Origin of the sequence: Stutzerimonas sp. S1 (genome assembly GCF_025966695.1) — a bacterium.
Classification (GTDB): Bacteria; Pseudomonadota; Gammaproteobacteria; order Pseudomonadales; family Pseudomonadaceae; genus Stutzerimonas.
Genome location: NZ_JAOEIY010000005.1, coordinates 212,242 through 229,975 on the forward strand (window position 1 = coordinate 212,242; position 17,734 = coordinate 229,975).

The 17,734-nt window shown below is 65.0% G+C and carries 17 protein-coding genes; 5 read left to right on the plus strand and 12 right to left on the minus strand.

The genetic code is table 11. The features are described 5' to 3' along the window. Positions 1–36: 36 nt before the first annotated feature. The 5 genes from N8H22_RS12420 to N8H22_RS12440 are packed head-to-tail and all read right to left on the minus strand — an operon-like array spanning position 37 to position 4,627. Positions 37–1,026 (minus strand): branched-chain amino acid ABC transporter permease, encoded by a 990-nt coding sequence (locus tag N8H22_RS12420; protein ID WP_264590823.1) that lies wholly within the window; start codon positions 1,024–1,026, stop codon positions 37–39. Next, positions 1,026–1,913 (minus strand): branched-chain amino acid ABC transporter permease, encoded by an 888-nt coding sequence (locus tag N8H22_RS12425; RefSeq protein ID WP_264590824.1) that lies wholly within the window; start codon positions 1,911–1,913, stop codon positions 1,026–1,028. The genes N8H22_RS12420 and N8H22_RS12425 overlap by 1 nt, the downstream gene beginning before the upstream one ends. After that, positions 1,913–2,617, minus strand: coding sequence for an ABC transporter ATP-binding protein (locus N8H22_RS12430; protein ID WP_264590825.1), 705 nt, complete (start codon positions 2,615–2,617; stop codon positions 1,913–1,915). Before N8H22_RS12430 ends, N8H22_RS12425 begins: the two co-directional genes overlap by 1 nt. Further along, on the minus strand, positions 2,610–3,422 hold the full coding sequence (locus tag N8H22_RS12435) for an ABC transporter ATP-binding protein (protein WP_264590826.1): 813 nt from the start codon (positions 3,420–3,422) through the stop codon (positions 2,610–2,612). The genes N8H22_RS12430 and N8H22_RS12435 overlap by 8 nt, the downstream gene beginning before the upstream one ends. Further along, positions 3,419–4,627 carry an ABC transporter substrate-binding protein gene (locus N8H22_RS12440; protein ID WP_264590827.1) on the minus strand — a complete coding sequence of 403 codons (1,209 nt, stop codon included), beginning with the start codon at positions 4,625–4,627 and terminating at the stop codon, positions 3,419–3,421. Before N8H22_RS12440 ends, N8H22_RS12435 begins: the two co-directional genes overlap by 4 nt. A 534-nt stretch (positions 4,628–5,161) precedes the next feature. Here N8H22_RS12440 and N8H22_RS12445 point away from each other — a divergent pair. Then, a complete protein-coding gene (locus tag N8H22_RS12445) occupies positions 5,162–5,935 on the plus strand; it encodes a ParA family protein (protein WP_264590828.1) in 774 nt (257 codons plus the stop codon). Here the strand turns inward: N8H22_RS12445 and N8H22_RS12450 are convergent. Continuing rightward, positions 5,932–6,729 (minus strand): universal stress protein, encoded by a 798-nt coding sequence (locus N8H22_RS12450; protein ID WP_264590829.1) that lies wholly within the window; start codon positions 6,727–6,729, stop codon positions 5,932–5,934. The genes N8H22_RS12445 and N8H22_RS12450 overlap by 4 nt on opposite strands. Before the next feature lie 189 nt (positions 6,730–6,918). Here N8H22_RS12450 and N8H22_RS12455 point away from each other — a divergent pair, with 189 nt between their 5' ends. Together N8H22_RS12455 and N8H22_RS12460 are read left to right on the plus strand one after the other, a co-directional pair. Beyond that, positions 6,919–7,830: a response regulator gene (locus tag N8H22_RS12455; protein ID WP_264590830.1), complete on the plus strand. Its 912-nt coding sequence runs from the start codon at positions 6,919–6,921 to the stop codon at positions 7,828–7,830. A gap of 138 nt (positions 7,831–7,968) precedes the next feature. Next, positions 7,969–8,865, plus strand: coding sequence for a peptidoglycan DD-metalloendopeptidase family protein (locus tag N8H22_RS12460; protein ID WP_264590831.1), 897 nt, complete (start codon positions 7,969–7,971; stop codon positions 8,863–8,865). Positions 8,866–8,966: 101 nt separating this feature from the next. Here N8H22_RS12460 and N8H22_RS12465 read toward each other — a convergent pair whose 3' ends face one another. From N8H22_RS12465 to glcC, 6 genes are all read right to left on the minus strand, one after another. Next, positions 8,967–10,307, minus strand: coding sequence for a hemolysin family protein (locus tag N8H22_RS12465; RefSeq protein WP_264590832.1), 1,341 nt, complete (start codon positions 10,305–10,307; stop codon positions 8,967–8,969). Positions 10,308–10,431: 124 nt separating this feature from the next. Then, positions 10,432–11,733: a phosphate regulon sensor histidine kinase PhoR gene (gene phoR, locus N8H22_RS12470; RefSeq protein WP_264590833.1), complete on the minus strand. Its 1,302-nt coding sequence runs from the start codon at positions 11,731–11,733 to the stop codon at positions 10,432–10,434. Positions 11,734–11,781: 48 nt separating this feature from the next. Beyond that, positions 11,782–12,471, minus strand: a complete 690-nt coding sequence (gene phoB, locus N8H22_RS12475) for a phosphate regulon transcriptional regulator PhoB (protein WP_264590834.1) — start codon at positions 12,469–12,471, stop codon at positions 11,782–11,784. A 99-nt stretch (positions 12,472–12,570) separates the two neighbouring features. Continuing rightward, positions 12,571–13,464 (minus strand): 4-hydroxybenzoate octaprenyltransferase, encoded by an 894-nt coding sequence (ubiA, locus tag N8H22_RS12480; RefSeq protein WP_264590835.1) that lies wholly within the window; start codon positions 13,462–13,464, stop codon positions 12,571–12,573. A gap of 49 nt (positions 13,465–13,513) precedes the next feature. Beyond that, positions 13,514–14,056, minus strand: coding sequence for a chorismate lyase (locus tag N8H22_RS12485; protein ID WP_264590836.1), 543 nt, complete (start codon positions 14,054–14,056; stop codon positions 13,514–13,516). A 105-nt stretch (positions 14,057–14,161) separates the two neighbouring features. After that, positions 14,162–14,935 (minus strand): transcriptional regulator GlcC, encoded by a 774-nt coding sequence (gene glcC, locus N8H22_RS12490; RefSeq protein ID WP_264590837.1) that lies wholly within the window; start codon positions 14,933–14,935, stop codon positions 14,162–14,164. Positions 14,936–15,173: 238 nt separating this feature from the next. Between glcC and glcD the strand changes: the two genes are divergently transcribed. Beyond that, positions 15,174–16,673: a glycolate oxidase subunit GlcD gene (gene glcD / locus N8H22_RS12495; protein ID WP_264590838.1), complete on the plus strand. Its 1,500-nt coding sequence runs from the start codon at positions 15,174–15,176 to the stop codon at positions 16,671–16,673. Next, positions 16,673–17,734, plus strand: coding sequence for a glycolate oxidase subunit GlcE (gene glcE, locus N8H22_RS12500; RefSeq protein ID WP_264590839.1), 1,062 nt, complete (start codon positions 16,673–16,675; stop codon positions 17,732–17,734). The genes glcD and glcE overlap by 1 nt, the downstream gene beginning before the upstream one ends.

A 17,734-nucleotide genomic window follows, 5' to 3' on the forward strand; every position in this document is an offset into this window, starting at 1 on the left:
TGCGTCCGCACTTGCGCGACCCGGGCGGTGCGGCGCTCAGTCGTCCTCCGTCCGCTGTTCGAGCTTGCGTCCGAATCGTGAGGCGTAGAGTTCGCCGATCATGCCGCGGCGGAACACCAGCACGCAGACCATGAAGATGATCCCGGTGACCAGGGTCACCGGTAGTTCCGAGGTGGCGAAGTAGTTGCCCAGCGTGGTCACCAGGGCCGCGCCGAAGATCGGCCCGACCAGGGTGCCGATGCCGCCGAGCAGGGTCATCAGCACCACCTCGCCGGACATCTGCCAGCTCACATCGGTCAGCGTGGCGAACTGGAACACCAGCGCCTTCAGCCCGCCGGCCAGCCCCGCCAGCGCAGCGGACATCACGAACGCCCCGAGCTTGTAGCGCGCCACCGAATAGCCGAGGGAAATCGCGCGATTCTCGTTCTCGCGGATCGAGCGCAGGATCATGCCGTACGGTGAGTGGATCACCCGCCAGATCACGAACATCCCGGCGAGGAACACCGAGAGCACGAAGAAATACATGTACAGCGGCTCCTGCAGATCGATGAAGCCGAGCAACTGGCCGCGGGGAATGTTCTGGATGCCATCCTCACCGTGGGTGAAGGGGGCCTGCAGGCAGAAGAAGAAAAACATCTGCGACAGTGCCAGGGTGATCATCGTCGAGTAGATGCCCTGCCGGCGGATCGCCAGGAAGCCGATGATCAACCCGAGAAACGCCGCGCCGGCCACGCCGACGAGAATGCCCAGTTCCGGCGGCAGCCCCCATTCCTTGACCGCATGCGCGGTGAAGTACGCCGCGCCGCCGAAGAACGCTGCGTGGCCGAAGGAGAGAATGCCGGTGTAGCCGAGCAGCAGGTTGAAGGCGCAGGCGAAGAGGGCGAAGCACAGCACCTTCATCAGGAAGATAGGGTAGAAGTAGAACGGTGCGAATGCCAGCGCCAGTACGCCGATCAGGATCAGCACGGTCTCCAGGCGTAGCAGCGGGCGTTTGGTTGTTGCGGTGACGCTAACCTGGCTGTTCATCAGGCGTCCCTCCCCATCAGGCCGGCCGGGCGCACCAGCAGCACGATCGCCATGATCACGAAGATCACGATGTTGGAAGCCTCCGGATAGAACACCTTGGTCAGCCCCTCGAGAATGCCCAGCATGTAGCCGGTGATGATGGCGCCGAGAATCGAGCCCATGCCGCCGACCACCACCACGGCGAACACCACGATGATCAGGTTCGAGCCCATCAGCGGGCTGACCTGGTAGATCGGCGCGGCGAGCATGCCGGCCAGCCCGGCCAGCGCCGCGCCCATGCCGTAGGTGAAGGTCAGGAGCAGCGGCACGTTGATGCCGAAGGTGCGCACCAGCGTCGGGTTCTCGGTGGCGGCGCGCAGGTAGGCGCCGAGTTTGGTCTTCTCGATCAGCAGCCAGCTGGCGATGCAGATCACCAGCGAAGCCAGCACGACCCAGGCGCGGTACTTGGGCAGGAACATGAAGCCCAGGTTGTAGCCACCGGCCAGTTCTTTCGGCACGGCGTAGGGCTGCCCGGAGGAGCCGTAGAAGTAGCGGAACGCGCCCTCCAGGGCGAGCGCCAGACCGAAGGTGAAGAGCAGGCTGTAGAGATGGTCGAGGTTGTACAACCGCGATAGCGCGAGACGCTCGATCACCGCGCTGACCAGGCCGACGATGATCGGCGCGAGAATCAGTGCCGGCCAGTAGCCGATGCCCAGGGTGGCCAGCAGCAGGTAGCCGGCGAAGGCACCGATCATGTACTGCGCGCCGTGGGCGAAATTGATGATCTTCAGCATGCCGAAGATGATCGCCAGGCCGAGGCTGAGCATGGCGTAGAACGAGCCGTTGATCAGGCCGATCAACAGCTGGCCGAGAAAGGCCTGGATAGGTACATCGAAAATCGTCGTCATCAAACCCCCAGAGCTTCGTTGAGCATGCTCATGCGGCCGGGCAGTTCGTCGACGTTGAAGGTGTCGATGACCTTGCCGTGGTCGACCACGTAGAAACGGTCGGCGACCTTGCTGGCGAAGCGGAAGTTCTGCTCCACCAGCAGAATGGTCATGCCGCGCTGCTTGAGCGTCATCAGTACCTCGCCGATGCGTTGCACGATCACCGGTGCCAGGCCTTCGGTGGGCTCGTCGAGCAGTAGCAGTTTGGCGCCGGTGCGCAAGATGCGCGCCATGGCCAGCATCTGCTGCTCGCCCCCGGAAAGCTTGGTGCCCGGGCTCTTGCGGCGTTCCTCGAGGTTGGGGAACAGCTGGTAGATCTCAGCCAGGGTCATGCCACCCTTGGCGATCACCGGTGGCAGGGTGAGGTTCTCTTCCACCGACAGGGTGGAGAAGATGCCGCGCTCCTCCGGCACGTAGCCGATGCCGTGGCGGGCAGTGCGGTGCAGCGGTACGCGCAGCATGTCCTTGCCGTCGAAGCGGATGCTGCCGCTGCGCTTGCGGATGATGCCGACGATCGAGCGCAGCGCAGTGGTCTTGCCGACGCCGTTGCGCCCGAGCAGGGTTACTGTTTCGCCCTGATGGACGTCCAGGTCGATGCCATGCAGGGCGTGGCTTTCGCCATACCACGCGTTGAGGTCGCGCACGCTGAGTAGCGGCTCAGTCATCTTCGGTCCCCATGTAGGCCACCCGCACGCGCTCGTCCTGACTGACCGTACGGTAGTCGCCGGAAGTCAGGATTTCGCCGCGCTGCAGCACCGTCACCTGGTGGCAGAGATCGGCGACCACCTTGAGGTTGTGTTCGACCATCAGCACCGCACGCTGGCTGGCAACCTCGCGGATGATTTCCGCCACCACATGCACATCCTCATGCCCCATGCCGGCCATGGGCTCGTCGAGCAACAGCACCTTGGGTTCCAGCGCCAGGGTAGTGGCGATCTCCAGCACGCGCTTGCGCCCGTAGGAAAGGTCGGCGGCCGGTTCGTTGCGCTTGTCCTGCAGGCCGACTGATTCGAGCAACTGCATGGCGCGCTCGTTGAGGCGGTTGAGCGAGCGCATCGGCAGCCAGCACTGAGTCGCCAGCCCGTTCGGTCGCTGCAGGGCGACCCTTACGTTGTCCAGCACCGACAGATGCGGGAACACCGCGGAGATCTGGAACGAACGCACCAGGCCCATGCGTGCCACCTTGGCCGGATCGGTGCGGGTGATGTCGTGATCGAGCAGGCGAATGCTGCCGCTGGTGGGCTGCAGGAACTTGGTCAGCAGGTTGAACACCGTGGTCTTGCCCGCGCCATTGGGGCCGATCATGGCGTGCACCTGGGCATGGCGCACGTCCAGATCGACATTGTTCACCGCGACGAATCCGCCGAACTCCTTGCGCAGACCACGCGCCGAGAGCATCACCGGCGAGTCCGTGTCTGCGCCGGCGGATGGCCCGCCGGCGCTCAGGCTTTGCGCTGCCGCCATGCTCATTGCCCGGCCAGTTCGCAGCCGCTGTCGGCCGGTTTGATGTAAGCCTCGTCACCCGGCACAGTGGCCAGCACCTTGTAGTAGTCCCAGTCGCGCTTGCTGTCCTCTGGCTTCTTCACCTCCATCAGGTAGACGTCGCTGATCAGCCGGCCATTGGCGCCGACCTTGGCGTTGCGCGCGAAAACGTCGTCAACCGGCATCTCGTGCATCGCTTTGGCCACCGGCTCGGTGGCGTCGCTGCCGACCTTGTCGATCGCCTTCAGGTACTGCATCACGCCGGAGTAGGTGCCGGCGTGGACCATGTTCGGCATGCGTCCGGTGCGCTTGAAGAAGCGCTCGCCGAACTCGCGGGATTTGTCGTCGCGATCCCAGTAGAAGCTCTCGGTCAGGGTCAGGCCCTGCGCAGCATCGAGGCCCAGGCCGTGCACCTCAGCGAGGGTGAACAGCAGTGCGGCGAGGCGCTGCCCGCTGGCGACGATGCCGAACTCGGCGGCCTGCTTGATGCTGTTGGCCGTATCCAGGCCGGCGTTGGCCAGGCCAATGACCTTGGCACCGGACGACTGCGCCTGCAGCAGGAAGGACGAATAGTCAGTGGTCGCCAGCGGATGGCGCACCGCGCCCTTGACCTCGCCGCCCTTGGATTTGACGAACTTGGCCGTCTGCTCCTCCAGGGAATAGCCGAAGGCGTAGTCGGCAGTGAGGAAATACCAGCTGTCGCCGCCCTGGGAAACCAGCGCGCCGCCGGTGCCGACTGCCAGTGCGTGAGTGTCGTAGGCCCAGTGGAAGCCATATGGCGAGCACTGCTTGCCGGTCAGTTCGGTGGTGGCGGCGCCGGTGACCAGATTGATCTTCTTCTTGCTCTTGGAAATGCCTTGCACCGCCAGCGCCACCGAGGAGGTGGTCAGCTCCATGATCGCGTCGACCTGCTCGCGGTCGTACCACTGGCGAGCGATGTTGGAGGCGATGTCCGGCTTGTTCTGATGGTCGGCGGTGACGATCTCGATCGGCACGCCTTGCACCTTGCCGCCGAAATCCTCGGCTGCCATCTTCGCTGCCTCGAACGACCATTTGCCGCCGAAGTCGGCGTATACGCCCGACTGATCGTTGAGGATGCCGATCTTCACCTTGCCGTCGGAAATCTCCGCCGCCGACGCTGGCACGGCGACTGCTGCCGTCAGGGTTGCCGCTGCAATTGCTGAAAGCTTCATGCGTATCTCCTTGCGCTATGGGGCCGCGTGCAGGACGCCCCGGTCGCTGGGTGCGCCGGACAAGCGGCTGAATGGGAACTCGACATGGCCGATCGGGCGCAGGCGGTCGCAGATCCGTAACGTCGCGGAGCGGGTCTGAGAACGGCGGCTACTGCGTTGGTCGCAGGTGGGTATCGGGCGGTTGAATGGATGAGCACGATCCGCGCAGTGGATTCGTGCCGGAACGGGGCGCCGGGATGCATGGCGCGGCGCAGGGTGAGGCTGGAGTCGGCCCTGACGGTGGGGCATCTGCTGTCCCTTTTATTGTTATTAGTAGAACTAACCGTAGCAGGGCTTTTGGCGTTGGCAACCGCGCCGACGGCTTGGCGCGGCGCAGCTGCGGCGCTTGAAGGCGCGTGGCGAAAAGGTCGATCCGCGCGCCATCCGGCCTGGCGCTCAGTTGCGTGTCGGCATCGGTTGCGGTTTTTTTTCGAGGATCATGTGGCTGTCACCTTTGCCGTATAGACTCGACCGATCAGGTACGGGAGGTGTGGCATGCGCAGGGTCGTGTTCAATCAGAAAGGTGGCGTCGGTAAGTCCAGCATTGCCTGCAATCTGGCCGCGGTGAGTGCCGCGCAGGGCTATCGCACACTGCTGGTGGATCTCGATGCGCAGGGCAATTCGACCCACTACCTGAGCGGTCTGACCGGCGACGATGTACCCACCGGCATTGCCGATTTCTTCAAGCAGGTGCTGGCCAGCGGCTCAAGCGGCAAGAAGGCGCGCCCGCCGATCCTTGAGACGCCGTTCGATAATCTGCACCTGATCACCGCTACCGCCGAGCTGGCCGACTTGCAGCCCAAGCTGGAGGCCAAGCACAAGATCAACAAGCTGCGCAAACTGCTCGACGCTTTGGCCGATGACTACGAGCGGATCTACCTGGATACGCCGCCGGCGCTCAACTTCTACACGGTTTCGGCACTGATCGCCGCGCAACGCTGCCTGATTCCCTTCGACTGCGACAGCTTCTCGCGGCAGGCGCTATACGGCCTGCTGGCGGAGATCGAGGATCTGCGCGAGGACCACAACGAGGCGCTGGAGGTGGAGGGCATCGTGGTCAACCAGTTCCAGCCTCGGGCGGCGCTGCCACAACAGATGATTGCCGAGTTGCTGGAGGAAGGGCTGCCGGTGTTGCCAGTCAACCTGATGAGCTCGGTGCGAATGCGCGAGTCGCACCAGGCCTGCATGCCGCTGATCCATCTCGATCCGCGGCACAAGCTGACCCTGCAATTCGTCGAGCTGCACGACCTGCTGGAAAGCGAACGCTAGCGCGCTACCAGCACATCGCACGGCGGCTCGTCGAGGAACTGCCGTGTCAGACTGCCGAGCAGTGCACTGCTGATCTCGCCGCGACTATGCCCGCCGAGTGCCAGCAGTTGCGGATGCAGCTCGCCGATGGCGGCTTCCAGGCAGTTGCTGCGCTCGCCCTGATGCAGGCTATAGCTCAGGGTCGCACCGCTGACGGGCAGGGTGCTTTCGATGTCCTCGATCAGCTGCTCGAACAGTTCGTGCTGCAGACTCAGCGCTTCGGCGTCCGGCCCGTGAACCTCGGCGACCTCGTGGATATGCAGGGCATGCAGCTCGCTGTCAGCGGGCATCAGTTGCCAGGCCGCCTGCAGCGCGCGGTTGGCACTCGGGGAGAAGTCCAGCGCGGCGAGCGCGCAGGTATAGGGCTCGATCGCCGGGTGAATGGCCAGCAGCAGCGGCGCCGGGCTGCTCAGCAGGATGCGTTCGAGCGTCGTACCGGCGAATCCCAGGCTCGATTGCCGATGATGGCGACCGAGGACCAGCAGGTCGGCTTCCAGGCCCTGCGCCTGGGTCAGCACTTCTTCGGCGGGGTGGCCCTGGCGAATCCACAGCTGTGCCGTTGCGGCCGCAGTCGCCGGCAGCCGCGTCTGCAGCTCGCTGCGTACCGCTGCCTCGTCCCGCGGCTCTTCACGGTTGTCGATCACATGCAGCACGCTCAGCCGCGCACCGCTCTGCTGCGCCAGCTGAGCGGCGCGCCGCAAGGCCAGGTCGGCTTCGGGACTGAGGTCGTGGGCGACGAGTATGTGCTGAACCATGATGGCCTCGGGTAGCAAAAAAACCGAGTATGCCGTGCGTTGTCGGTGCTGTCCTGTGGCGCTCTGCCTCAATGCCCCCACGCTGGCGCTCTGATCTGGCGCAACGGTTGCAGTAACTGGCCTATCGTCGCGCTTTTGCTGGTAGGCACCGTGCGGCTATGCTTGCCGGCATTCGCAGGAGGGGGCTGGATGAGCAAGGTCAATGTATTGGTAGTGGATGATGCGCCGTTCATTCGCGACCTGGTGAAGAAGGGGCTGCGCAGTCAGTTTCCCGGAATTCAGATCGAGGAAGCGGTCAACGGGCGTAAGGCCCAGCAGATGCTCGGTCGCGAGCGCTTTGATCTGGTTCTTTGCGATTGGGAAATGCCGGAGATGTCCGGACTCGAGCTGCTGACCTGGTGTCGCGCGCAGGATGCGCTGAAAACCACGCCGTTCATCATGGTGACCAGCCGTGGGGACAAGGAGAACGTCGTACAGGCGATCCAGGCCGGTGTGTCGGACTTCATCGGCAAACCTTTCTCCAACGAGCAGCTGACCAGCAAGGTGCGCAAGGCGCTCGGGCGTGCCGGCAAGCTCGATGCGCTGGCAGCCAGTGCGCCGGTTAGAACCCTGGCGTCCGGGATGGCCAACGATTCGCTGGCGGCGCTGACCGGCGGCAAGGCTGAAGTGGTGCGGCCTGCGGCCGCTGCAGTGGCGCCGGTTTCCCCGCTGTTGCAGCCGGCCGCGGCAAAAGCGCCGGCGACCAAGCCCGCGGCCGCGCCGGCTGGTCGCGGACAGGGCCAGCTGCGCCTGGCCGCCGGTACGCTGGCCTGCGTGATCAAGGCGCTGAGCCTCAAGGAGGCGCTGCTGGTGATCAAGCGCGGCGAGGTGCTGCCACAGGTGCTGGAGAGCGCGGTGCTGGATCTGGAACAGGGTGAGGGTGGTGAGATCGCCCGCCTGAACGGCTATCTGCATGCGGTGGCGGCGCTGGAACCCAAGCCCGATAGCGAGTGGCTGCAGCTGTCGTTCCGTTTCGTCGATCGCGATCCGCAGAAGCTCGATTACCTGTCGCGCTTGATTGCCCGGGGTACGGCTCAGAAGCACTTCGTGCCCGGCGCCTGAGCGCGTTGGGCGCCTTGCGGCGGTTGCCGGTGCGAACAAACTGACCGGCTTCACACCCCGACGGTTGGTGGCTCGCACCGCACTGGCGGCGCTGCTAGGCTTGCCGCTCCAATACACTTCACGACTAGAACTGCCGTTATGCTGGGGCGCCTTCTTTCTCTGCTCGGGCTGTCGCTGCTGGCCACGCCTGCGCTGGCTCTGACCATCTACAAATACACCGATGCCAATGGCGTGGTGACCTACAGCGACCAGGCATCCGCTGGTGCGCAGGTCTTCGTTTTTCGCGACCGCATGGTGGAGAAACTCGACACCCAGGTGAAGCTGGAAACCCGCAAACACGCCGCAGGCGAGACGCTGCTGGTGCGCAACGATTTGTTCGCGCCGGTGGATATCGAACTCAAGCTGGAAAACGTCGAAAACGCCGTCGGCGCACCGGCCAAGCCGATCCGCTGGGTGCTGCCGCCGCGCAGTCAGATCCGCCTCGCCACCCTGGCGCCGCGCGATTCCAGCAAGCCGCTCAGATACACGCCGAAGCTGCGACATGCCCTGGGCGATCCACGCCTGCTGCCCAAGCCCTACAAGTACCCGCTGCCGTGGCGTGGCGGACCTTTCCGGCAGACTCAGGGGGCTAACGGTCAGTACAGCCATTTCACGCCCAAGGGGCGCCATGCGGTGGATATCGCCATGCCCGAGGGCACGCCAATCATCGCTGCACGCGGCGGCGTGGTGGTGAAGGTGGAGAACGAGCAGACGGGGCGCGGCACCAATCCGGCGGGCAACTTCGTGCGTATCATGCACGACGACGCCACCATGGGTGTCTACCTGCACCTGATGAAAGGCTCGGTGACCGTGCGCGAAGGCCAGCGGGTGGAAACCGGCACGCGCCTGGCACGCTCCGGCAACACCGGCAATAGCACCGGGCCGCACCTGCATTTCGTGGTGCAGCGCAACGTCGGTCTCGCGATCGAGTCCATTCCCTTCAACTTCTCTCAGCCGGTCAACAGCCTGCCGAACTTCGCCGTCGGCGGAGAATGAACGCCAGGCATCGAGCGGCGCGCCGGAAGCAGGGCGCACCGCCGCGTCGTTGCAGCCGATGAAGGGCCAGTGTCCGGAGCGCTGGCCGTACGGGGCAGTCGCTACCCCTGTTTGAGCACCTTCGCCAGTACGATTTTCGGCCCGCGCATCTTCTTGATGACGATCTGCAGGCCCTCGACCTGCAGTACCTCGTCCTCTTCGGGGACGCGCTTGAGGCTTTCGTAAACCAGTCCGGCCAGGGTCTCCGCCTCGACATGGTCGAGATCGACGTGAAGCAGACGCTCGACCTTGAACAGCGGGGTGTCGCCGCGCACCAGCAGCTTGCCGGGCTGGTAGGCGAGGATGCCGCGCTCGGTCTTGCGATGCTCATCCTGAATATCGCCGACCAATACTTCCAGCACGTCTTCCATGGTCAAGAAGCCGATCACCTTGTGGTCGGCTTCCTCCACCAGCACGAAATGCGCGCCACCCTGGCGGAACTGCTCCAGCAGGGCGTTGAGTGGCATGTGCTTGGAAACCCGTTCCAGCGGCCGCAGCAACGCGTGCAGATCGAAATGCTCGGCCAGACTGCCGTCCTCGGCCAGGGCCAGCAGCAGGTCCTTGATATGCAGCAGACCGACGTAGTCGCCCTGCGCGCTGTCGTACACCGGGTAGCGGCTGTATTTGTGGCGGCGAATCGTGTCAAGAATCTCGCCCAGCGGCGCGTCAAGCTCCAGCTGCAGCAGGTCCTCGCGGGAGTTGGCCCAGTCGAGCACCTCCAGCTCGCTCATTTCCACGGCTGATGCGAGCACCTGAATCTGCTGGTCGCTCGGGTTCATGGCCCGGTTGGAATGCAGGATCAGCTTCAGCTCCTCGCGGCTGTAGTGATGTTCGTGGTGGGCGCCCGGCTCGCCCTGGCCGGCGAAGCGCAGGATCGCGTTGGCACTGGCGTTGAGCAGGTAGATCGCCGGGTACATCAGCCAGTAGAACAGATACAGCGGCGCGGCCGTCCACAACGACAGCAGCTCGGGTTTGCGGATCGCCCAAGACTTGGGTGCCAGCTCGCCAACCACGATGTGCAGATAGGAAATGATGAAGAATGCGGTGAAGAAGGCGATGCCATGCAGCAGTGCCGGCGAATCGATGCCGATCGCTGTCAGCAGAGGTTCGAGCAGGTGGGCGAAGGCTGGTTCGCCGACCCAGCCGAGGCCCAGCGACGCCAGGGTGATACCCAGCTGGCATGCCGACAGGTAGGCGTCCAGCTGGTTATGCACGGTGCGCAGGATATGCCCGCGCCAACCGTGCTGGCTGGCGATCGCCTCCACTTTGGTGGCGCGCAGCTTGACCATGGCGAACTCGGCGGCCACAAAGAAACCGTTGAGCAGGACGAGGAACAGGGCGAAGAGAATCAGGCCGAGATCGGCGAAATAGGAGGGTGCAACGTAACTGGGGGAAGGGTCCATGAGTGCTTGTATAGGCCAATAGAGCCGACAGGATGGGGCTGTCAGTCCCGCTTTTCAAGTTGCGGCCCAGCGATTCGGCCGTGCACTGCAGGCACAAGGGTATCCAGCTGTGATCGCCGCGGCATCAGCGCGGCGCTACCTGCCCCGACGGGAAGTGGCAGGTGAAGACGCTGCCCTTGCCCGGTGTACTGTTAATGTCCAGGCGCCCCTGATGGCGCAGCAGGACGTGCTTGACGATCGCCAGTCCCAGGCCGGTGCCGCCGGTGTTGCTGGCACGGCTGGAGTCCACCCGGTAGAAGCGTTCGGTCAGGCGCGGCAGGTGCTTGGGTTCGATGCCGATACCGGAGTCCTCCACGCTGAGGTGCGCGCCGGCTTCATTACCCCACCAGCGGATGTGGATGTCGCCGCCGTCGGGGGTGTACTTCACCGCGTTGAACACCAGGTTGGAGAAGGCGCTGCGCAGTTCGGCCTCGCTGCCCTTGAGCTGCAGCGCGGCGTCGGCATCGAGGCTGATGCGGTGCCCACGCCCGGCGGAAAGCGCGCGCGCATCGCTGGCGATCGCCTGCAGCAGTGGCGCGACGGCGACCGGCTGGTTGTCGGCCGGTCGGTTGCTCGCCTCGAGTTTTGCCAGCAACAGCAGGTCGTTGATCAGATGTTGCATGCGCCCCGCCTGCTGATTCATCTGCTGTAGCGCACGCAGCAGGCGCGGATTGAGCTGCTCGGGATTGTCCAGCAGGGTTTCCAGGTAGCCGGCGATCACCGTCAGCGGCGTACGCAGCTCGTGGGAGACGTTGGCGACGAAGTCCTTGCGCATCTGTTCGAGCTGGTGGACCCGCGTGACGTCGCGGACCACCAGCAGGTGTTCGCTGTTGCCGTAGCGGGTGATGGTGATCTGCAGGCGGATGCGATCGTTCACCGGTGCCGGCAATTCCAGCGGCTCCTCGTAGTGGCCGCTCTCGAAGTACTCCTTGAAGCGCGGATGGCGTACCAGGTTGGTGATCGGATGGCCACTGTCCTGGGGCTTCTTCAGGCCGAGTAGGCGGTCGGCGGCGATGTTCCACCACTCCAGATTGCCGTCGCTGTCGAGCATGATCACCGCGTCCTTCAGGGCAGCGGTCGAGCCCTGCACGCGGTCGATTACCGCCTGCAGCTGGCCGCGCGAGCGCAGGTCGCGGCGCTGCAGCTGATAAAGATTGTCGAACACCTCGCCCCAGACCCCGGCAGCATCGGGTGGCGGCTCGTCGGCGTCTTTGCGTTGCAGCCAGCGCTGCAGGCGGCGCAGCTGATAGAACGTCCAGCCCAGGTAGCCGCCCAGGCCGAGTACCAGCATCCAGGCGTATTGACCGGTGATCAGCCCGAGCAGCAGGCAGGCGCCAAGCAGCAGCAGGAGTCGGCGGACGAGAGTGCCTTGCCAGTCTTGGTTCAACCGAATAGCTCCATGCGGGCGGTGAGGGTGGCAGAGCGGGGTAGGGCGTCAGACCTTGCTGGAGAAACGGTAGCCGGTGCCGCGCACCGTCTGCACCAGGTTCTCGTAGGCTTCCCCAAGGGCCTTGCGCAGGCGGCGGATGTGTACGTCAACGGTACGCTCCTCGACATACACATTGCCGCCCCAGACCTGATCCAGCAGCTGGCCGCGAGTATAGGCGCGCTCCTGGTGGGTCATGAAGAACTGCAGCAGACGGTACTCGGTCGGGCCCATCTCGGCCGGCTTGCCGTCGATGGTGACGCGATGACTGATGGGGTCGAGCAGCAGGCCGCCGACTTCGATGGGCGCTTCGCCGTCGCTCGGCGCGGCGCGGCGCAGCACGGCCTTCAGGCGCGCGACCAGCTCGCGCGGGGAGAATGGCTTGGTGATGTAGTCATCGGCGCCGACTTCCAGGCCCTGGATCTTGTTGTCCTCTTCGCCCTTGGCGGTGAGCATGATGATCGGCGTGTCCGCAGTCAGCTCGTCACGCTTCAGCCGTCGCGCCAGCTCGATGCCCGAGGTTCCCGGCAGCATCCAGTCGAGCAGGATCAGATCGGGCTGGCGGTCGATGATCAGGGCGTGGGCCTGTTGGCTATTTTCCGCTTCCAGGCACTCGTAGCCGGCCATCTCCAGGGCGACGACGATCATCTCGCGGATCGGCGCCTCGTCGTCGACGATCAATATGCTCTTGCCGTTCATGGTCCAGCCTCGGTCGTTTCTTGTCGTCGGGCATTAGATAACGGAATTATTGCAGCGATGTGACAGGCAGGCGTCGGTCTGCACGAGGGCGGATCGGCTTCAGCTTTTGAGCGCGTAATCCAGCACGATGCCCACCAGAACGGCGAGGCCGGCCCAGTGGTTGTGCAGAAATGCGGCGAAGCAGCGCTGCCGATCGCGCGAGCGGGTGTAGTGGAACTCCCAGGCATAGCAGGCTGCCGCGCCCAGCAGTCCGAGGTGGAACCACTGGCCAAGTTCGAAGCGGGCGCCGGCCAGCAGCAGGCAGAACAGCGCCAGTCCCTGCAGGCCGAGGATGATCACCCGGTCTGCCTCGCCGAAGAGGATCGCGGTAGAGCGAATGCCGATCTTCAGATCATCCTCGCGATCGGCCATGGCGTAGTAGGTGTCGTAGGCCACCGTCCACACCACGTTGGCGATGAACAGCAGCCAGGCTTCCGCTGGCAGCGTGCCGCGGGTGGCGGTGAAGCACATAAGGATGCCCCAGGAGTAGGCGGCACCGAGTACTACCTGCGGATAATAGGTGTAGCGTTTCATGAACGGATACAGCGAGGCGACCGCCAGGGCGCCGAACGACATCCAGATCGTGGTGGTGTTGGTCAGCAGCACCAGGCCGAAGGCCAGTGCCACCAGCACGGCGAACAACACCCAGGCTTCGCGCACCTGGATGCGCCCGGTGGCCAGTGGCCGATTACTGGTGCGCTGCACGTGGCCGTCGAAATTGCGATCGGCGAAGTCGTTGATCACGCAGCCTGCCGCACGCATCAGGATCACCCCGGCGATGAAGATGAACAGGTGCTTGGCGCTCGGCACGCCTTCGGCCGCGATCCACAGCGCCGACAGGGTCGGCCAGAGCAGCAGGTAGATGCCGATTGGCTTGTCCATGCGCGTCAGCTGGATGAAGTCCCAGGCGCGCGGGTGCAGGCGATTGCACGATTGCAGGAGTTTCAAGTACATCAGCGGTCTCCGTGCGGCAGATGCGATGAGGGAAAAGGGGCCGTGCGACTCATGGCTCGATGCTGGCCGCTCGCCAGAGTGCGGGCAGAAACACCTCGGCGACCAGCACGCCGAGCTGGTCCTGACTGAAGCGCGAACGCCTGGCCCACAGTCCGCTTTGGCGGCACTCGCGTGGCAGCCAGGCAGCCGGATAATGACAAGCCTGCAGCGGGCCGCGAGCGAATGCCGGATCGCTGAACAGCAGCTCGCCGAGCGAACGGTTACCCAAGCTTTGCAGGTCCATCCCCGCCCGTTCCAGCGCCGGGCGGGCGGCGACGCTGCGAGCGAACACCCAGGGCTGGCCGTCGCCGCACAGATAGACCTCGCGCACCCAGCCTTCGCAACCCGGTGCCACGCCGAGTTCGGCGCATTCGTCATTGCGCAGCGGCTCCCAGGCCTCATGCAGCGGGGTGACGCTGAAGGCACCGGCGGCCAGATCGGTGAGACGGCGCGTCAAAGAACCCTTATCGAGGTACAGCCAGTCATGCAGGGCGGGATCGAGCGGGCAAGGCAGGCGGTCGGCGCTCAGCCAGGAGTGGAGAAGATCGGACACGAGCGTAATCGAGCATAACAAAAGAAGCGGCGAGTCTAGCATGCGGGCCGGGACGGCTGCGGTGAGCCGCCGCTGTAGCCAGGTCGCGCGTTGGCTACACGAACTTCAGGTCCAGCCTTCCAGGCGCATGGTGGCGCGCACCAGGCGCTGCTCTTCCTGCTCGATTTCCTTGAGGTTGTCGCGAATGCCGTGGATATGGTCGCGTGCCGCGCGCTGGGCCTGTTCCGGAAGGCGTTCGATCACCGCGTGATAGAGCCGCGAGTGCTGACGGTCGATCTGCCGCTTCTGCGCCGGGCGGTGATAAAGGTTGTTCACCGAGGCGAACACGGTGCTGAGCATCAGGTCGGTCAGTGACTGCAGCGTGTGCACCAGCACCGGGTTGTGCGAAGCCTCGCAGATAGCCAGGTGGAAGGCGTGATCGAGGCGCGCATGCTCGCGCGGATCGGCGCCGTCCTCGCTGGCATGGGCGGCGAGCATCTCCTCATAGCGCCGGCGCAGCAGCACGAAGTCCGCCTCGGTACCGCGCAGCGCCGCCAGCCGTGCCGATTCGCCCTCGAGCAGCGCGCGCACTTCCAGCAGGTCATACAGCGTACGGGGTTGCGAGTTGAATAGATGCATCAGCGGGCTGGCATCGTGGTTGTCCGACAGCTCGGCGACGAAGGAGCCGCGGCCCTGTGCGGTTTCGATGATGCCGCGTCCGCGCAGCACGCGCAGCCCCTCGCGCAGCGCCGAACGCGAGATGCCGAGCTTCTCGCACAGACGGCGCTCCGACGGCAGCGCCTGGCCGACCTTGAGCACGCCATCGACGATCAGGCGCTCGATGCGCTCGGCCACCACGTCTGCGACTTGACGACGATCATTGCGGTTTTCGCTCAGCATGCAGGGCTTCCTTCAGCTGGTAGGACCAGTTGCCAACCAGTCTACCCTGAAGCACGGCGCTTTTGTACGGGCTGGCCCTGGCGCGGTCGCTGAGTAGTGCCTGCGGGAATATCACTACAAAAACTGGTAGGACCAGTTCAAGTTGCCATGGACGGCGAGAGCGATCGGCGCTAATGATGCGGCATTGCACCGCAGCGGGCCGTGCTGACGGTGAACCACAAGAGCGCCTGAAACTGCCATGAACATTCTCTACGACGAACGCGTCGACGGTGCGTTGCCCAAGGTTGACAAGGCCGCACTGCTGGCGGAGCTGCACAAGCAGCTGCCTGACCTGGAGGTCCTCCATCGCAGCGAGGACCTCAAGCCCTACGAGTGCGACGGGCTTTCCGCCTACCGCACCGCGCCGCTGATGGTGGTACTACCCGAGCGTGTCGAACAGGTCGAGACGCTGCTCAAGCTGTGCCATCAGATTGGCGTGCCGGTGGTCGCCCGCGGTGCCGGTACCGGCTTGTCCGGCGGCGCGCTGCCGCTGGAGCAGGGCATCCTGCTGGTGATGGCGCGCTTCAACAAGATTCTCGAAGTCGATCCGGCCGGGCGTTTCGCTCGCGTGCAGCCCGGCGTGCGCAACCTGGCGATCTCCCAGGCCGCCGCCCCCTACGAGCTGTACTACGCGCCGGACCCTTCCTCGCAGATCGCGTGCTCCATCGGCGGCAACGTCGCCGAGAACGCCGGCGGCGTGCATTGCCTGAAGTACGGCCTGACCGTGCACAACCTGCTCAAGGTGGAAATCCTCACCGTCGAGGGCGAGCGCATGACGCTTGGCTCCGATGCGCTGGATTCGCCAGGCTTCGACCTGCTGGCGCTGTTCACCGGCTCGGAGGGCATGCTCGGCATCGTCACCGAAGTCACCGTCAAACTGCTGCCCAAACCGCAGGTGGCCAAGGTGCTGCTGGCCGCGTTCGACTCGGTGGAGAAGGCCGGGCGTGCGGTGGGCGACATCATCGCCGCCGGCATCATCCCCGGTGGCCTGGAAATGATGGACAACCTGTCGATCCGCGCCGCCGAGGATTTCATCCATGCCGGTTACCCGGTGGATGCCGAGGCGATCCTGCTCTGCGAGCTGGATGGCGTCGAGGCCGACGTGCACGACGATTGCACCCGCGTCAGCGAGGTGCTGAAGCTGGCCGGCGCCACCGAGGTGCGTCTGGCCAAGGACGAAGCCGAGCGCGTGCGTTTCTGGGCCGGGCGCAAGAACGCCTTCCCGGCGGTCGGGCGCATCTCCCCCGACTACTACTGCATGGACGGCACCATTCCGCGGCGCGAGCTGCCGGGCGTGCTCAAGGGCATCGCCGATCTGTCCGAGCAGTTCGGCCTGCGCGTGGCCAACGTGTTCCACGCCGGCGACGGCAACATGCACCCGCTGATCCTCTTCGATGCCAACCAGCCCGGTGAGCTGGAGCGCGCCGAGGAGCTGGGCGGCAAGATTCTCGAACTCTGCGTCGAGGTGGGCGGCAGCATCACCGGCGAGCACGGCGTCGGCCGCGAGAAGATCAACCAGATGTGCTCGCAGTTCAATGCCGACGAGCTGACCCTGTTCCACGCGGTCAAGGCGGCCTTCGACCCGAGCGGCCTGCTCAACCCCGGCAAGAACATCCCGACCCTGCATCGCTGCGCCGAATTCGGCCGCATGCACATCCACAACGGTCAGCTGCCCTTCCCCGAACTGGAGCGTTTCTGATGTCCGTAATCGCCAACGACGCCAGCGCGCTGTTGCTGGATCAGGTCAACCAGGCGCTTGCCGCCAAGACCCCGCTGCGCATCCAGGGTGGCGGCACCAAGGCCTTCCTCGGCCATCCAGTCGAGGGTGTGCTGCTCGATACCCGTGAGCATCGCGGCATCGTCAGCTACGACCCCACCGAACTGGTGGTGACCGTGCGTGCCGGTACGCCGCTGGTCGAGCTGGAAGCTGCGCTGGACGCCGCCGGGCAGATGCTGCCCTGCGAGCCGCCGCACTACGGCACCGGCGCCACCGTCGGCGGCATGATCGCCGCCGGGCTGTCCGGCCCGCGCCGGCCGTGGAGCGGTTCGGTGCGTGATTTCGTGCTCGGCTCGCGGGTCATCACCGGTCAGGGCAAGCATCTGCGCTTCGGTGGCGAGGTGATGAAGAACGTCGCCGGCTACGACCTGTCGCGCCTGATGGCCGGCAGCTTCGGTTGCCTCGGCGTACTCACCGAAGTCTCGCTCAAGGTGCTGCCCAAGCCGCGCCTATGCACCAGCCTGCGCCTGGAGATCGATCTCGAACGCGCGCTGCTCAAGCTCGCCGAGTGGGGCCAGCAGCCGATCCCGATCAGCGCCGCCAGCCACGACGGCCAGGCGCTGTATCTGCGTCTGGAAGGTGGCGAAGGCTCGGTCAACGCGGCACGCGAGCGTATCGGTGGTGAGGATCTGGATGCCGGCTACTGGAACGAGCTGCGCGAGCAGCGCCTGGCGTTCTTTGCCGACCCGCGCCCGCTCTGGCGGCTGTCGCTGCCGAACAACACGCCGGTGCTGCCGCTGCCGGGCGAGCAACTGGTGGACTGGGCCGGTGCCCAGCGCTGGCTGAAGTCCGACGCCGATGCGGTGACCATCCGCGGCATCGCCATCGAGGCGGGCGGCCATGCCACCTGCTTTACCGCAGGCGCTACGACCAATCCGTTCCAGCCGCTGTCGGCTCCGCTGCTGCGCTATCACCGCCAGCTCAAGGCCGCGCTCGACCCGCAGGGGATCTTCAACCCCGGCCGCATGTATTCCGAGGTCTGA

What these genes read in the sequence shown, in the direction of transcription:
- N8H22_RS12435 (WP_264590826.1), bottom strand. Translation starts at nt 3,422, where the DNA reads ATGAGCATGGCGGCAGCGCAAAGCCTGAGCGCCGGCGGGCCATCCGCC.
- N8H22_RS12425 (WP_264590824.1), bottom strand. Translation starts at nt 1,913, where the DNA reads ATGACGACGATTTTCGATGTACCTATCCAGGCCTTTCTCGGCCAGCTG.
- N8H22_RS12460 (WP_264590831.1), top strand. Translation starts at nt 7,969, where the DNA reads ATGCTGGGGCGCCTTCTTTCTCTGCTCGGGCTGTCGCTGCTGGCCACG.
- N8H22_RS12465 (WP_264590832.1), bottom strand. Translation starts at nt 10,307, where the DNA reads ATGGACCCTTCCCCCAGTTACGTTGCACCCTCCTATTTCGCCGATCTC.
- glcE (WP_264590839.1), top strand. Translation starts at nt 16,673, where the DNA reads ATGTCCGTAATCGCCAACGACGCCAGCGCGCTGTTGCTGGATCAGGTC.
- ubiA (WP_264590835.1), bottom strand. Translation starts at nt 13,464, where the DNA reads ATGTACTTGAAACTCCTGCAATCGTGCAATCGCCTGCACCCGCGCGCC.
- glcC (WP_264590837.1), bottom strand. Translation starts at nt 14,935, where the DNA reads ATGCTGAGCGAAAACCGCAATGATCGTCGTCAAGTCGCAGACGTGGTG.
- N8H22_RS12445 (WP_264590828.1), top strand. Translation starts at nt 5,162, where the DNA reads ATGCGCAGGGTCGTGTTCAATCAGAAAGGTGGCGTCGGTAAGTCCAGC.
- glcD (WP_264590838.1), top strand. Translation starts at nt 15,174, where the DNA reads ATGAACATTCTCTACGACGAACGCGTCGACGGTGCGTTGCCCAAGGTT.
- N8H22_RS12420 (WP_264590823.1), bottom strand. Translation starts at nt 1,026, where the DNA reads ATGAACAGCCAGGTTAGCGTCACCGCAACAACCAAACGCCCGCTGCTA.
- phoB (WP_264590834.1), bottom strand. Translation starts at nt 12,471, where the DNA reads ATGAACGGCAAGAGCATATTGATCGTCGACGACGAGGCGCCGATCCGC.
- N8H22_RS12455 (WP_264590830.1), top strand. Translation starts at nt 6,919, where the DNA reads ATGAGCAAGGTCAATGTATTGGTAGTGGATGATGCGCCGTTCATTCGC.
- N8H22_RS12440 (WP_264590827.1), bottom strand. Translation starts at nt 4,627, where the DNA reads ATGAAGCTTTCAGCAATTGCAGCGGCAACCCTGACGGCAGCAGTCGCC.
- N8H22_RS12450 (WP_264590829.1), bottom strand. Translation starts at nt 6,729, where the DNA reads ATGGTTCAGCACATACTCGTCGCCCACGACCTCAGTCCCGAAGCCGAC.
- N8H22_RS12430 (WP_264590825.1), bottom strand. Translation starts at nt 2,617, where the DNA reads ATGACTGAGCCGCTACTCAGCGTGCGCGACCTCAACGCGTGGTATGGC.